Genomic DNA, 14,401 nt, shown 5'->3' on the forward strand with positions numbered 1-14,401 from the left:
ATCTATTATTAATTCGAATTTAAGTCATACCAATGGGTGGATTTAAAGTTTTAAAGACATTTAAGGGGGACTTTATATGGTATATTCAATTATCCAACCTGATGACACCTGGGTACTTTGGGGCTTCCTGGCGGGTTGGGCAGCTGTTAGTATCTATCTCGAACAGAAATATACTTGGGCATCAAAAATTTCTGGAGCAATTATTGCACTAATAGGGGCAATGCTTTTAGCCAACTTTAATATTATTCCAACTGATTCACCAGTTTACGATTCAGTGTGGTCTTATGTTGTCCCATTATCCATTCCACTGTTATTATTCAGGTCAAATATTTTAAAAATATGGAATGAAAGTGGAAGATTATTAATTATGTTTCTGTTAGGTTCTATTGGCACCGTAGCAGGGACCATCACAGGCTTCTTTTTATTGAAAGATGTTATTCCCGACCTTGATAAAATTGGAGCAATGATGACTGGTTCATACATTGGAGGCGGTGTGAATTTCGCGGCAATGTCAGCTAAATTTGAGGCGCCGGGGGAAACTGTATCTGCTACAACAGTGGCTGATAACATGTTAATGGCCATCTATTTCCTAGTATTAATCTTAATACCAACTCTTAATTTTTTTAGAAAACGATACAAAACACCATATATTAATGAAGTTGAAAGCGGCGTAAAAAGTGACGAGAATTTGGCTTCTTCCTATTGGGGAAGAAAGGACATGTCATTAAAAGATATTGCTCTTGCAGTGGGTACTGCTTTTGTAATTGTGGCCATATCCTTTAAACTAGCGGGATGGTTAGATCGTATTATCCCTTCAGGTGAAAATGTAAATTTCCTGCTGAATGCTTTAAATGGATTATTAGGAGATAATTACTTAATGTTAACAACCATTACCATGCTTGTTGTCACCGTTTTTTCCCGCTTTTTCGAAAGTATTAACGGCGTAAGCGTCAAATAAAACACACGTAGGAAACAACGGTCATCCGTGCGATAATCTTCTTAGAAATCAATTCGGGAGGTTATGCGATGACCCAGAAAGACAAAAGAATAGAATGGAAAGCACGCTACGATACCTGGAAAGAAAGCGGACAAAGTATCGCTGAATGGTGTCGGAATCAAGAAGTTAGCGTTCACCAAATGTACTATTGGGTGCAGCGATTTGAGCGCGATGGCAATTTCATGGAAACTCCTGGCGATACACAGTGGCTCTCCGTTCAAGTGGATGAAGAAGCTTTACCTTCTACGGGACATAGCCCCATTTTATTACACTTTGGAGCTATCTCCGTTGAAGTACGGCCGGGAGCCAATATGAGTCTATTATCCGATGTTGTGCATATGCTCCAAAACCAATGCTGACCAATCATTCATTTGATCGTGTTTATTTGGCTCGTGGAAGCACTGATTTGCGCAAATCTATTGATGGCCTGGCGGTTATTGTGAAAGAGTGTTTTGATCTGGATCCCTTTTCCCCTTGCTTGTTCGTTTTCTGTAATCGAAAACGAGATAAGCTAAAGATTTTACAATGGGAGCACAATGGGTTTTGGTTGCATTATCGCAGGCTGGAAAGAGGGACCTTCCATTGGCCATCAGAAAAGGATTCCACACCAATGAATATTAGTCCGCGCCAATTGCGTTGGCTTTTGGATGGCTTGCCCATCGAACAAAGACAGGCACACCAGGAAGTGACAGCGCGCACCATTCTATAATAAAGTGAAATATACAAATACGGGAATTCGACTAGGCAAGTCGGGTTCTTTCTCGTATACTAGATTTATGGAAAATACAGCGCATACATCAAAAGACACAATCGAATATTACAAGGCACAAAACGAAAGGCTCGAAATGGAAAAGGAAGCGTTGGAGGCCAAATTGAAATGGTATGAAGAGCAATTTCGCCTAAGCCAACAGCGCAGATTTGAGTCTTCCAGTGAGAAGACTGATTCGGAACAACTTTCCCTTTTCAATGAGGCTGAAGATACAGCTAATCCGACTGTTGAAGAACCAACTGTCGAGACGATTACATATAAGCGCAAGAAACAAAAAGGTCAACGTGATCAAAAACTTGAAAACCTGCCTACAGAAACGATCGAATATCGTTTGTCTAATGAGGAACAAGTCTGTTCGTGTTGCGGTGGCGATCTGCATGAAATGAGCACCGAGATGCGTAAAGAATTAAAAGTCATTCCGGCGCAAGTAAAAGTTGTTGAACACGTACGTTATGTCTATAGTTGCCGTCATTGCGAACACAACGAAATAAAAACGCCTATTGTGACAGCAAAAATGCCGGAACCTGTATTTCCAGGAAGTTTGGCTTCTCCATCGGCAATGGCCTATACCATGGAACAAAAATATGTGGAAGGCATGCCCCTGTATCGCCAGGAAAAACATTTGGAACGATTCGGAGTATCCATCTCACGCCAAACACTGGCCAATTGGATCGTATACGGCGCCAATACCTGGCTTGAGCTGATCTATGATGAGATGCGTGCCCAGCTATTGGAACTAGATGCTTTACACGCGGACGAGACGACGCTTCAGGTTTTATCTGAGCCGGAACGTCCCGCAACATCCACTTCCTACATATGGCTATACCGCTCTGGGCAGGAGGATATCCCAATCGTTCTATATGATTATCAGCAGACCCGAGCTGCCAAACACCCTCGCCGGTTTTTGGAAGGTTTCCAGGGTTACTTGCATGTAGACGGTTATCCTGGCTATAACGGACTTCCTAATGTCGTACTTGTCGGATGTTGGGCACATGCGCGCCGCAATTTTACAGAAGCATTAAAAGCACTGCCTGAGTCTGCAGCCACCACTTCTGTAAAAGCAAAGGAAGGCTTGGCTTTCTGTAATAAGCTTTTTGATATTGAACGTGATTTAAAGGATGTAAGTCCACAAGAACGTTATGAAAAACGATTAGAACGCAGTCAGCCTGTGCTGGATGCTTTTTCAGCGTGGCTTCGTGAACAAACACCACGGGTGCTGCCAAAAAGTGCACTTGGCAAAGCTATTAAATATTGTCGTAACCAATGGGAGCGTTTGGAGGCATTTTTAAAGGATGGGCGTTTGGAAATAGACAACAATCGGGCAGAACGGTCCATCAAGCCCTTCGTTATTGGAAGGAAAAACTGGATTTTCAGTAACACCGCAAAGGGGGCTAAATCCAGTGCAATTATCTATAGTATTGTGGAAACTGCCAAGGAAAACGGGTTAAATCCATTTAACTACCTCAGCTATTTGTTTGAGGAACTCCCTAATATGGATACGACAGATAAAGAGAAATTAGCTCAATTTCTACCATGGTCAGTGTCACTCCCGCAGGAATGCCGCGTTCCTGAAATCTAAATAAAGTATACATCGAATCCCACCTGCATTAGTAGGTGGGATTTATTTGACGCTTACGTTGTCACCGTTTTTTCCCGCTTTTTCGAAAGTATTAACGGCGCACAAGAAATTGGAACATTCCTGATTTACATTTTCTTTGTCGTAATTGGTGTTCCAGCATCACTTCCATTAATTTTGCAACACGCACCACTAATACTTGTTTTTGTGGCAATTGCAGTCGCTATTAATATGTTACTTTCTTTTCTTTTCGGGAAATTATTCAACTTTTCATTGGAAGAGGTTATTCTTTCAAGTAATGCCAATATAGGCGGACCCACAACAGCTGCGGCGATGGCCATTTCTAAAGGATGGACAAAATTAGTTGGTCCAATTTTACTTGTTGGCACGATGGGATACATTATAGGAAACTATGCCGGATCAGCATTAGGGTATTGGTTTAGTACCTTTTAATTTGGATGATAACCCAGGAAAATAGATAAGTTTGTTAGACAATCTTTATTCACTTTTGAAAATAATATAGATTACACTTGTAAAGCCTTATAAAATGAGTTGATGAAATATTTGTTGAAGAAATTTATATGTTCATACTAAGAGTGAGGTGAGAGTATGGATAGATACAGAAAAAGCAGCCATGCGTTTTAAGTCTTCAACATCTGAATGAACCCATTAAGAAAAACCGGGCAAACCCCGCCCGGTCCTTTTGTATCCACCATAGTTAGAGAAAATCCGATAATTTATATTCCTGTCCATGTATGCCCTTATAATACTCCGGATACATGTCTCCCCCACATTGTTCACAACTAAATCTGGGTGGAGTTGTTGGATCTCCTCCATCCATCAAATCAAATTCCTGTACGACATCATAAGGAATCTTCTCCTCCTCATGACACACCAAACAATGATAATTGACAAACGTCTTCTTGGGGCGCAGATGGTCGGTTCCCTTTTTCCTCTTTTTGCTTTTCTTGCCCGTTGCCTTCGAGATGATGAATCACCCTTTCTAGATAGCTTTTTGCTTCTTTCGTTAATGCTATTTTTATTTCTAATCGTCCTCCCTCAAGACAGACTTCACCCATGTACTCATAATAGTTGTTGCAATGTGGGCAAATCATTGGATCTTTTTGTCCACTTGAAATAATACGCTCTCTCCATGTTTGGCGGCGTAATGTCTTTTTCACCTTCAGTATCCATCGTTTTGTTCCTTGTTGCCATGTAGCCAACAGCTTTTTACTTAACTTCTTGCTCCTTCTTGAGTACATGCCATAATGACGAATCGTTTTAAATTGTTCATCCGGAATATGACGTATTAAACGGATGATAAACTCTTCTACTGTAACTACTTCATGTTTTTCTTTCCCATCTGTCTTGTCCACATACTTAAAAGTTACAGTTTGACCATCATATGCCTCGATCCGATTGGTTCCAATCGCTGGTCGACGAATATAGCGGCCAATATAGCGAAGCTGCTCTTTTATCTTTCCTCTTTGTTTTGGGGCATACACATAGAAGCCTTCCCCATTTGCGGAAAAAGCCTTTTGTAATCTTGGCTGTATCCTTTTCTTTTCTTGCTTCGTCAAGTTTTTTCGGATGAGCTTCAACACTACCGTCTGCCATTGCTTTCGAAGCATCTTGAATGGTATAAAATCGTATCCTTTCCATTCCCCTTTTTTCGTGATTCCCCCATCGTTACCATCATATGTACATGGGGATTGAAATTCACTTTGGAACCAAACGTATGCAATCCAACTATAATCCCCGGTATCACCTTGGCTTTCTTCTGAAAATAGTCAGTAAGTAATTTGGCTGCTTCATCCATAAGTGGCTTTAAAAGCTCACGATGTAAAAGGAATATATCCCGTAGCCCTTCATCAATTGTGAGTATCACATGTCGGTGATTCACTTGTAATACGTCCTCAGACAATAGACGACTCCATTCTTCGCTTTCTCCAACAGAACAGGTTGTACAAAAACGTCCCTTACATCGGAAGGGAATACGCTTTACATCATGGCAGCCCTCGCAAACAAAAAGTTTGAATCCTTTTTTCATATCTCCACAGTCACGAAATTTCTCTACCTCCTTTGTGACAATAGGACGGATTCTCTTTCCGTATTTCCTTTTGAATGATTCCCAATGTTGATTTTCGTCAAAGAAGATTTTTTTTAATATGTTTTTCCCCATACATAAAAAATACCACAGTAACACTCACTGCGGTAGACCCAAATTTTATACTTTCCTATCTTTTAAATAAAGGTCATGTTTACAAATTAACGGGTGAAAAATTAAAGTTGATTAAGGTGTTATGCGAAAAGCATATTATACCTTTCGCGATACTGTACAATGAATCAGAGTTAGAACAATTTATCAATGAACTACTTTCTAAAAACTTTAACTTAGATAAGCACATGGAATCACTTGTTTATGATTATCATCAAACAAATTACAATCAATGGTCTGACTTTATAACTGAGTATGGACTTCCACCTCAGTAAGGAAAAACAAGGATATCCTTAGATGATGGTTATCCTGAATGTAGCAGGAATAATCGGATATTTCCTGATATTAATCATACAAATAGTAAACGGTGGTCTATACAGTACGTTTTTTATCAGCTTCAATGTACTATCAGATTAACTAGCCTTATACAAGTAAAAATTAGTCCCCCTAAGATTTCTAGTACAAACGGTCAAAAATATCCATCGATGCTAGATTAGTATCTTATTTGTACAGCCGAATCTTCTATCCTTTTAACAAATTTTGTATTCTCATCTCCATCACCTGTCACGACTTGGTTAACAATATCCGAATAACTATAATTGGTGTCAAAAATGCCACCACCCGGAAATCTTACCTTTTCCATGACTTCCTTTCCTCCATAATAAGAATTATAGACTTTAATTGCTAAATGAAACATTGCAGCGTTCTTAATTGTTTCTCTATATTTGGGAAAGTCATCAATTGAACGTTTCGTTGTTTCATTACACAATAATTCGATATATCTAAGGAAGTCATAGCAAACCTCTATTAATTTAATATCCTGTTCATCGCCCTTGCCTGAATCAATGTAATCCAAACGTTTATAAGAAAGTAGCGATTTTTGAAGCGACGGATAAGTATAGGATATTGATCTAAACATCTTCTGAAGATTAGCATTAATATCCTGATGGAGGAAAGCAACTCTATCTTCTTTAAATTCATGCTTTCCGGGCATTGTCTCTATATCAATGAAAGACACTATATCTGCATAATACGGAATAATTAGCTGATTAAAAATGCCCTCGATTTTCTCTTCTTGGTCTATTATTTCCTGTTTCTTCTTATCCTTCCATTGTACCCAATAGGTTATGGTTAGCGTTATTACAGCAGCAAAAACCGCTCCTACTACATTACCCCAAAAATTTTCGGTTAATCCCAAAAATGTTGATTCATTTTCGGAATTCAAAAAGATACCTATATTCATTTCCCCAGCTCCAGTTTATTTCTCTACCTTCAAAATTGATTGCTGCCATTAGAATTCACCATTCTAGCCACCTTTTTACCGTTTGCCAAAAAATTTACCACGGAATGAGAGCTCCTTTACCGGTCTTTATACAGAAAACTACATTTTCACGGAATAGAGTCAAAGCCACAGTGAAGCTGCTTGCCATTGACTGTAACGCCAATCCTTTGCATTTCTGGAATGGGTCGAGGTCCCCCGCCAACGAATGCTTAGAATCGATTTGTCCGTGTTATCATGACTGAATTCACACTACTTCGAGTTAAAGCAGAGTAGCTTTTTTACTGTATGGTAAAATTATTACCTAAGATACTGATATGTTAGGTCTTATCTTTCCTTCTTTAATAATAATCTTAGGGATCTTAAAGCAAAAATCATTGTTTTCAATGTCGAATCCAACTACTTCAAAAAACCTTCAGTATTACTATTTTCTTATATTTGAATACTAACTGTCAGATTCTCATACCTATCTGTTTCTGTTTTCACGTTTCCTTTGATGCACCCATGTACCATTAAAGCGTTAAATTGTCTTTTTACTACTACATGGTTCCCAACCCATTTTACATTAACTATTGCATAAAATGGATATCCTTCATTCACAATGTCAAACCAATAGGAATTTTGACTTGACCCATGATAAATTTTGATTTTAAAGAAGGGCCTATATTTTTTTATTCTTTCATCACTTTGTATTTCATATTGCCTTTTTGTAATAAAGGCTACTCTCCATGAAGCCATAGCTGCTACAGCGGCTGCTATTGCCGACCCTAATGATATCCATTGATCAATACTCATAAAAATTATCTCACCCTGTGTTGATGTTGAGGAACACCAATAATTCTTATTAGGGAATTACACCCTTTAACGGAAGACCGTAATTTAATTGGTTTCTTTATTTCCTTGGACTAAAGTTTTTCTTTTTTTATTGTCATTTCAATTGACAACCCTTCATCCAATAGTTCACTCAAATCTAAATACATAGTTAAGTCTGATATATCACCGATATTATGTTTAACAGGTCCCCTATTAAGCTCCGATGTAATCACTATCCTATATTCTTGTTGGAAAGATAACGTGTCATCTTTCCAAAATAGATAATCTAGACTCTTTTCCTTATTATGTGAATCCATCCTTTCCCTGTTATTGACTGAAAAGTCATCATACTTTACTAATTTAGCTTTATACGCCATATTATTCCTTGCTATATATTTTTCAAATCTATTTACAAATTCCTCTGGATTAGCTATCAATAATATTTCACCTTGGAAATTCTCTTTTAATTTTCTTTTCCTCTCTTCCGCAACCAATGAACGCGCCTTAATTCGAAGATTATAATCATCAATTTTTTCCTCTTTTTCAACAATAAATTCATTAGCCATCAAGGCAAACAGACAAAAAACAGGACGATGTTTATCTATTGTCTTGTGAATGGTTACTGAATCAGCATCAGCCTTTGCTATTAATTCATCGGTTTCATGCTTGTAGATTTGAATTTATAAATCCCTCATATGTAGTCCTGCTTCGTATTTATCTCCAATCCCTTTACAGGCATCTTTTTTCTCACGGTCGATAAAATATTTGAAATTATTCATATAAATATTACCCAATCGCAAATCTTCAAGATATTTTCTCTCATTGTGCTTAAATAAACAAACCACCATATTTTCTAACATACCACCGTAATCACTTAAATATTTAGCCAAAAAAATCACCTTCTGCCTCTTTAATTTCAACATATTTTACTTAATATACTAATTTGTCAAATAAATATAATTTCAAAAAGTAGCTGTTGCATAAATGCTTATTTAAATATATTTCTTATAATCCTGTTTAATAATCATTATTATTTTATGATAATCGTCAAAAATCATTTCTATATATTCCTGCCCCGGTCCTAAGTATTCACATTTCTCTGCTATCTCGTCTATATGTAATACACGTGTTACCACTTCATATTTAAACAAATGCAAATTTTCGTATAACACTTTTCTGTTGCCTTTTACATAAACTTTCCAATCAAAATCTTTAGGTTCTCCATAATGTATAGGAAACTCAAGTGGGCTATTATTGCCCTCATTTCCTAGAATAGTATTATAAGCGATTAGTTTCATTCGTCTATTCTTTGTTTCCTCGATCCTATTTTGATGTCTCGTTTGAGCCCAGTATGAAATCCATCCACCTAATCCGACGCCAATTAAAGGTAGTATTGATTGTAATAGGTCATTCATGAATTATCCCTTGCCTTTGTAAAACTTTATAATATATATTTTAAACACCTATTAATTCTTGTAAGGTTATTTATTGGTTTGGAGGTTTCTACACTTTACGTGGTTATAAATCATGGTTAAATAATAAACTCTCATACGCTTCTCACCTAGCGGAATAATTGTGCAAAAGGGGCATAATCAAAAATGGGCATTTATGACTTTGCCCTTTACCGCTTTCAATAAACTAAAATCAAATCCTTATATACTTTTCCATCTGTTCTTGGTATTTAACCTTTTTAAAACTTCATGACGCACATTTATAGGTTGTTCGTATAATTTTGTTATTTTATCAGACCCTCCGATTTATTTTTTTACTGTTAATACCTGAAATGTTATGTCTTCTTTCTTTAATCCAGTGTTATCAAACCCTATGATTGGGCTCGTTTGCCGATTTTTATAAGAATTATACTTCATGTCTATTGAAAAATTGATAATTCCATTCGACATTATACCACAAACCTGTCTGGTGATGTAAGACTTTTTTGAAATGGTCTGTTACCGAACTATTCGAACTTACTGTCATATTACAATAATATTACAAATCTATTGGAAATCTATCAAACTTTTACCTTAATTGATATAATCGTGACATAGTTAGTAAAATTTTCATGTGAGAGGGGTAGAGAATTGACGAATAAGAAATTAATTATGTCAGTATCTGCGAGTGCGGCCATCGCTTCGGCATTTTTTGTCGCTGATGAAGCAGACGCAGCTTCCTATAAAGTAAAAAGTGGTGACACGCTATGGGCCATCGCACAAAAATACAATACAACGGTTGGTCAATTGAAATCGGCAAACAGCCTGACCAGTGACGTTATCTATCCAAAGCAGGTACTGGAAACTGGGAATAAAAAACAATCATCCAACTCTAATTCTACTAATAAATCTGGTTCTACATATACTGTAAAATCGGGTGACACCTTATCGGGGATCGCCGCCAAACATAACATATCCGTTTCTGAATTAATGAACTGGAATAACTTGAAATCGACATTAATTTTTCCTGGAGATGTATTGGCTGTCACGAAAAATGGAAGTTCTTCCAGCGGTGCGAATGCATCTGGCGGCTCAAGTTCTTCGGGATCAAGCTCGAATGGTGGTAGTGTTGGCTCAGCAAAAGTGCACACCGTTCGTTCCGGTGACACGTTATCGGGCATCGGTAGCAAGTACGGCGTTAGTGTTGCCAATTTGAAACAATGGAACAACCTGAAATCCGATCTGATTATTGTCGGGCAAAAGTTGAACATTAGCAAGAGCTCATCATCGGCAGGTTCCGGTTCCAGCTCGGGCTCTGGTTCATCCGGCTCAAGCGATTCTTCCAGCGGTGCCAGCTATGATGCAAGCAAAGTGGCTAGCATTGCCAAAAGTCAAAGTGGGGTCCCGTATGTATGGGGCGGCTCTAGTCCAAGCGGGTTCGACTGTAGCGGATTTATCTATTACGCCTACAATCAAGCAGGCAAATCGATCAACCGTACATCAGCTGAAGGCTATTACAACCGTTCGGCCTATGTCAACAAACCAGCTGTAGGCGATCTCGTCTTTTTCGAAAACACCTATAAGAGCGGCATCTCCCATGTCGGCATCTACTTGGGCGGCAACCAATTCATCAGCGCCGAATCAGATGGCGTGAAGATTAACAGCCTAAGCAACCCGTATTGGAGCAAGCACTTTGAAGGATATAAGCGGTTTTATTAATACATCGAGTTAACCGCTCCCTTTGGTATGCCTTATTGAATGATAGTATAACCGGCTTTTGATTCATTTGGTTTGATTAATGAAAGTGCCGGTTATTGGAGAAGATGGTAGGAATCCGGCTCTGGGCCGGATTCCTTTTTATGTTGGGTTGGTGTGTGGGCTGGAGCAGGGCGGGACACTCGATCAACTTTTCACCGTTTCCGATCGACTTTCTCGCTCCTTCGATCAACTTTTCCTCGTTCCCGATCAACTTTCTTGACCGATCGATCAACTTTTCTTCATTCCCGATCAACTTTCACATTCGATCGATCAAATTTTCCATAAGACACTTCCAATGAGAAGTCCATACCAAGTGTAACACCTGGCACGGTCAACATTCAGGGAATCCGTGCCAAGGCATTTCCGGGTGGAGGAACGAACCTAAAATTTCCTCCAGTTTAATTAATTCGCCAACATCATTTCAGTGCTATTAAACTCCCCGAAATATGCTATAATATGAAATATATACTAACAATTTAATAGGAAAAGGAGAATTCTATGTTACTTCGAAAACGCCCCAAGCCACTGCCACTACGGAAACTGGAAGTGCTTATTCCACGAACACCCTCTTATTTCAGTTGTTTACCAGATATGCAACAGGATCTGGCAAAACGAATGACAGGATATATCGGTGAAAAAAGAGTTGATTATCACCTAAGATCGCTCGCCAAGAAATATACCATTCTGCATGATGTCCACCTCAAACTCCCATATGGAAACTCTATCCAGATCGACTCATTTATTCTTACTCCATATGCCATCTTTATCATTGAAATTAAAAATTATAAAGGAACGATCACCTTTGACACGCTTCTCAAGCAACTTATCCGTGATGACGGTGAAAAGGAGACAGGCTTTAAATACCCAATTACACAAGCGGAGAATCATCAGCTGCACCTCGAAAATTGGCTGCACGATCATCATTTTGCAAATGTACCCATTCGTTATTTCATAGCTATCGCCGATCCAGGTACGATTATAAAAGTAGAAGGAGACAAGCAGGGAATCGCCAAAGTCGTCACACATGCAGAACATCTCCCACAGCGAATACTCGAAATAGATGCAGCATATGCACAGAGCAATAGTGCCAACTTGCCGGTTAAAAAGATAAGTGATGCTATTTTGAGTGAATGTGAGGAATTTGATATAGATATCTTGGGGAAATATGGTATGACGAAGGAAATGATTTTGCCTGGGGTGGGTTGTCCGGAGTGTGGAGTTTTGGCAATGGAAAGACAGTATGCGAACTGGAAATGTAGACGATGTGGGAAGTTAAGCAAAGATGCACATGCACGGGCGCTGGATGTTTATTTCCTATTGATTAGTGATAAAGTAACGAACCGTGAATGTATGTGGTTCCTAAAAATTAATTCGCGTCATCTAGCCTCAAGAATTTTGAAATCATATAACTTGACTTATTTCCAAAAGGGCAAATACTGGACGAAAAAACGCTGATGTCCCGCACAAGTTAAATAACGGATACGATTCGATTCACTCATCAACCGGTATTTAATTAACCAAAGGCCGGTTATAGGACAAGTTAACCTAATGGGAGTTTAGTGCTATTAAAATTACCCTAATCTTAATAAGAATAACTGAACCGGCGTGGAAGGTTGATCGAAAACGAGGGAAAGTTGAGCGAACATGCATGAAAGTTGAGCGAAAACGAAGCAAAGTTGAGCAAACATGCATGAAAGTTGATCGGAAACGAGGGAAAGTTGGTCGAACATGCGTGAAAGTTGATCAAGGTGAATGAAAAAGTGATCGTTATCGGAATATGAGATGTTCGGTAGCTTGACCGGTTTATACGTTATCGGCGCATGCATCACTGTTTATATCTCCATCGGACACCGCAGCTTTATCTCAATCGACTTGTTGCTTACTCTAAATCACCCAAAAAGGCGAACCACTACCAGATCCGCCTTTCCGATGATTTTTGTGAACAGAACTGCCAGCATTACACGATACTTGTCTTCTGGGCATTTGTGTCATTTACATCCAAATCATTGACGAGATTGAGCGGGACATTCGTGATTGTAAAATCGCCGTTTTCTTCTCCTAACCCATAGTTTTGCTTAATGGTTAAAAATGTATCTACACGCGGGGAAGGTGCCAAGTTCATTGATGAATTCCTATCCATTGCATTCACCTTGATCGCCAAGACATTTACGGCTACAGGTCCAAAAAACACCATTTGTTATCCCTCCATCTTTTTGGGTAAGGCATGAAAGGTTGATGGCGAATCCACTTGATCCCGGTCATCAATAAAACTTTGCGGACTTACAAAGTCACTTCCATCCCCAAAGTTTTGCCCAAACCCTTGTGTTTTCTTATCCGAGTTATTCCAATCAGCTAGCACGTTTTGACCTACATTGACGGCAGACGCATTTTCAAAGGAGTTGATTTTTAACACAAAAATATTGATATTGACTGATGCACCTTTCATCTATTGCTGCCCCCTCCCTTAAGTGAATATATTACACCGCCTGCTTGCTTATGAGAAAAAAGGAAATTTTCATATTCATTGTGTGATCAAGGTAATGAACGTTCCATTGGCTTAATACATATATATAACACCGCTATTACTATTTTAACGTGGAAGTTGAATCAATCGAAAAACCGGGAAAACTTTTTCCTTCATGTTTTTAGACCTTTAATCCGAATGAACATTTACGGTGCTCTTCATCATTTGATTCGGCTAAGTCCTCCTTTTAGAACGTAGATGTACAACTAATTTTAGTTCCTGTCCAGGTGTAATGACATTTGTCAGGAGGCAGAGATAATGGACATGGAAAAACTCAGACAATGGATGGAGATGGCGCAAAAATACCAAAACGGTAACTTTTGGGATGCTATCTTTGATCAATATCCTGGTATGGACCAGCAAAACACAAATGGAGACCAACAAAATATGGGGGCAACGGGGCAAAATGATGATGTATATACAGAAGAATCACCGAAGCATCATACCTCGGCCGAATTCCCCCTGGCTGATATTTTTGTTACGGACACGCAAATAATGATTATTATTGAACTACCCGGGTTGAAGAAAGAGGATATTCAATTGTCCCTTTCCGGAAATAAATTGCTTGTCAAAGGAGAAAGTAAGATGCCTATTGTGTCGGGATCACCCTTCCTAAAAGAACGGAAATATGGTGAATTTGAAAGACAGATTGAGCTGCCGGAGCCCACTGAAAGCAAAGACATGCAAGCCAAATTTGACAATGGTCTCCTGCTGGTTACATATATTAGAAAATATAACCAGCATGAACCAATTTCCATCCAATAAGAGAGAGCTTATTTTTTTATATTTTCCGCGTCTGTGAAATCAGAATCCTCTACGGTAGAAGCAGGCATAATTTGGGTGACTTCATCCGCATTTTGTTCACCAAATCCTTCATTTCGATGATTGACTACATGATTTCCACGTGCAATCGTTTTGCCAATGGAAATGGTGGAATTTTTATCGATTGTATTTATTTTTACATGATGCAACCCAATAGTCGTCTTTGCTTTCATCTGCAGGATCTCCTTTCGTCATTTTTTGGACAATATTTTTTG

15 protein-coding genes and 3 pseudogenes are annotated in these 14,401 nt (G+C 38.7%); 9 read left to right on the forward strand and 9 right to left on the reverse strand.

The features are described from left to right. Positions 1-76: 76 nt before the first annotated feature. From O2S85_RS16360 to O2S85_RS16380, 5 genes and pseudogenes are all read left to right on the forward strand, one after another. Positions 77-943, forward strand: a pseudogene (locus O2S85_RS16360) (DUF819 family protein); the annotation flags it as partial. An 83-nt stretch (positions 944-1,026) separates the two neighbouring features. Further along, complete coding sequence (tnpA, locus tag O2S85_RS16365) at positions 1,027-1,356, forward strand: IS66 family insertion sequence element accessory protein TnpA (protein WP_269410364.1); 330 nt, start codon at positions 1,027-1,029, stop codon at positions 1,354-1,356. After that, positions 1,350-1,706, forward strand: coding sequence for an IS66 family insertion sequence element accessory protein TnpB (gene tnpB / locus O2S85_RS16370; RefSeq protein ID WP_269410365.1), 357 nt, complete (start codon positions 1,350-1,352; stop codon positions 1,704-1,706). The genes tnpA and tnpB overlap by 7 nt, the downstream gene beginning before the upstream one ends. A 67-nt stretch (positions 1,707-1,773) precedes the next feature. Then, a complete protein-coding gene (gene tnpC / locus O2S85_RS16375) occupies positions 1,774-3,345 on the forward strand; it encodes an IS66 family transposase (RefSeq protein WP_439649413.1) in 1,572 nt (523 codons plus the stop codon). Between the two features lie 60 nt (positions 3,346-3,405). Further along, positions 3,406-3,795 (forward strand): annotated as a pseudogene (locus tag O2S85_RS16380) (DUF819 family protein); the annotation flags it as partial. A gap of 431 nt (positions 3,796-4,226) precedes the next feature. Here the strand turns inward: O2S85_RS16380 and O2S85_RS18845 are convergent. The 6 genes and pseudogenes from O2S85_RS18845 to O2S85_RS16415 all read right to left on the reverse strand — a co-directional run bounded on the left by O2S85_RS18845 (position 4,227) and on the right by O2S85_RS16415 (position 9,067). Beyond that, positions 4,227-5,524 (reverse strand): annotated as a pseudogene (locus tag O2S85_RS18845) (IS91 family transposase). A 529-nt stretch (positions 5,525-6,053) separates the two neighbouring features. After that, a complete protein-coding gene (locus O2S85_RS16395; RefSeq protein ID WP_269410368.1) occupies positions 6,054-6,803 on the reverse strand; it encodes a hypothetical protein in 750 nt (249 codons plus the stop codon). Between the two features lie 468 nt (positions 6,804-7,271). Further along, positions 7,272-7,634, reverse strand: coding sequence for a hypothetical protein (locus O2S85_RS16400; RefSeq protein ID WP_269410369.1), 363 nt, complete (start codon positions 7,632-7,634; stop codon positions 7,272-7,274). A 110-nt stretch (positions 7,635-7,744) separates the two neighbouring features. Beyond that, a complete protein-coding gene (locus O2S85_RS16405; protein ID WP_269410370.1) occupies positions 7,745-8,218 on the reverse strand; it encodes a hypothetical protein in 474 nt (157 codons plus the stop codon). 114 nt (positions 8,219-8,332) lie between these two features. After that, positions 8,333-8,542 (reverse strand): hypothetical protein, encoded by a 210-nt coding sequence (locus O2S85_RS16410; protein WP_269410371.1) that lies wholly within the window; start codon positions 8,540-8,542, stop codon positions 8,333-8,335. Between the two features lie 102 nt (positions 8,543-8,644). Next, the gene (locus tag O2S85_RS16415) at positions 8,645-9,067 is read right to left on the reverse strand and encodes a hypothetical protein (RefSeq protein ID WP_269410372.1); all 423 of its coding nucleotides are present in this window, start codon (positions 9,065-9,067) and stop codon (positions 8,645-8,647) included. Positions 9,068-9,733: 666 nt separating this feature from the next. Between O2S85_RS16415 and O2S85_RS16420 the strand changes: the two genes are divergently transcribed. The 3 genes from O2S85_RS16420 to O2S85_RS16430 all read left to right on the forward strand — a co-directional run bounded on the left by O2S85_RS16420 (position 9,734) and on the right by O2S85_RS16430 (position 12,295). Further along, a complete protein-coding gene (locus tag O2S85_RS16420; protein WP_269410373.1) occupies positions 9,734-10,801 on the forward strand; it encodes a C40 family peptidase in 1,068 nt (355 codons plus the stop codon). A 79-nt stretch (positions 10,802-10,880) separates the two neighbouring features. Beyond that, a complete protein-coding gene (locus O2S85_RS16425) occupies positions 10,881-11,060 on the forward strand; it encodes a hypothetical protein (RefSeq protein ID WP_269410374.1) in 180 nt (59 codons plus the stop codon). 278 nt (positions 11,061-11,338) lie between these two features. Next, entirely contained in the window at positions 11,339-12,295 is a 957-nt protein-coding gene (locus O2S85_RS16430) for a nuclease-related domain-containing protein (protein WP_269410375.1), read from the forward strand. A gap of 502 nt (positions 12,296-12,797) precedes the next feature. Here O2S85_RS16430 and O2S85_RS16435 read toward each other — a convergent pair. Together O2S85_RS16435 and O2S85_RS16440 are read right to left on the reverse strand one after the other, a co-directional pair. Next, positions 12,798-13,034, reverse strand: a complete 237-nt coding sequence (locus tag O2S85_RS16435) for a hypothetical protein (RefSeq protein WP_269410376.1) — start codon at positions 13,032-13,034, stop codon at positions 12,798-12,800. Positions 13,035-13,037: 3 nt separating this feature from the next. After that, positions 13,038-13,286, reverse strand: coding sequence for a hypothetical protein (locus O2S85_RS16440; protein ID WP_269410377.1), 249 nt, complete (start codon positions 13,284-13,286; stop codon positions 13,038-13,040). A gap of 336 nt (positions 13,287-13,622) precedes the next feature. Here O2S85_RS16440 and O2S85_RS16445 point away from each other — a divergent pair, with 336 nt between their 5' ends. Further along, positions 13,623-14,129 carry an Hsp20/alpha crystallin family protein gene (locus tag O2S85_RS16445; protein WP_269410378.1) on the forward strand — a complete coding sequence of 169 codons (507 nt, stop codon included), beginning with the start codon at positions 13,623-13,625 and terminating at the stop codon, positions 14,127-14,129. Positions 14,130-14,137: 8 nt separating this feature from the next. Here the strand turns inward: O2S85_RS16445 and O2S85_RS16450 are convergent, their stop codons facing one another. After that, positions 14,138-14,359, reverse strand: coding sequence for a hypothetical protein (locus O2S85_RS16450; protein WP_269410379.1), 222 nt, complete (start codon positions 14,357-14,359; stop codon positions 14,138-14,140). Positions 14,360-14,401: the final 42 nt, after the last annotated feature.

The organism is Lentibacillus daqui, from assembly GCF_027186265.1.
GTDB lineage: Bacteria > Bacillota > Bacilli > Bacillales > Amphibacillaceae > Lentibacillus_C > Lentibacillus_C daqui.

Excerpts from the sequence above, each read along its gene's own strand:
- tnpA (WP_269410364.1), top strand. The coding sequence starts at position 1,027 with ATGACCCAGAAAGACAAAAGAATAGAATGGAAAGCACGCTACGATACC.
- tnpB (WP_269410365.1), top strand. The coding sequence starts at position 1,350 with ATGCTGACCAATCATTCATTTGATCGTGTTTATTTGGCTCGTGGAAGC.
- tnpC (WP_439649413.1), top strand. The coding sequence starts at position 1,774 with ATGGAAAATACAGCGCATACATCAAAAGACACAATCGAATATTACAAG.
- O2S85_RS16395 (WP_269410368.1), bottom strand. The coding sequence starts at position 6,803 with ATGAATATAGGTATCTTTTTGAATTCCGAAAATGAATCAACATTTTTG.
- O2S85_RS16400 (WP_269410369.1), bottom strand. The coding sequence starts at position 7,634 with ATGAGTATTGATCAATGGATATCATTAGGGTCGGCAATAGCAGCCGCT.
- O2S85_RS16405 (WP_269410370.1), bottom strand. The coding sequence starts at position 8,218 with ATGGCTAATGAATTTATTGTTGAAAAAGAGGAAAAAATTGATGATTAT.
- O2S85_RS16415 (WP_269410372.1), bottom strand. The coding sequence starts at position 9,067 with ATGAATGACCTATTACAATCAATACTACCTTTAATTGGCGTCGGATTA.
- O2S85_RS16425 (WP_269410374.1), top strand. The coding sequence starts at position 10,881 with ATGAAAGTGCCGGTTATTGGAGAAGATGGTAGGAATCCGGCTCTGGGC.
- O2S85_RS16430 (WP_269410375.1), top strand. The coding sequence starts at position 11,339 with ATGTTACTTCGAAAACGCCCCAAGCCACTGCCACTACGGAAACTGGAA.
- O2S85_RS16435 (WP_269410376.1), bottom strand. The coding sequence starts at position 13,034 with ATGGTGTTTTTTGGACCTGTAGCCGTAAATGTCTTGGCGATCAAGGTG.
- O2S85_RS16440 (WP_269410377.1), bottom strand. The coding sequence starts at position 13,286 with ATGAAAGGTGCATCAGTCAATATCAATATTTTTGTGTTAAAAATCAAC.
- O2S85_RS16445 (WP_269410378.1), top strand. The coding sequence starts at position 13,623 with ATGGACATGGAAAAACTCAGACAATGGATGGAGATGGCGCAAAAATAC.
- O2S85_RS16450 (WP_269410379.1), bottom strand. The coding sequence starts at position 14,359 with ATGAAAGCAAAGACGACTATTGGGTTGCATCATGTAAAAATAAATACA.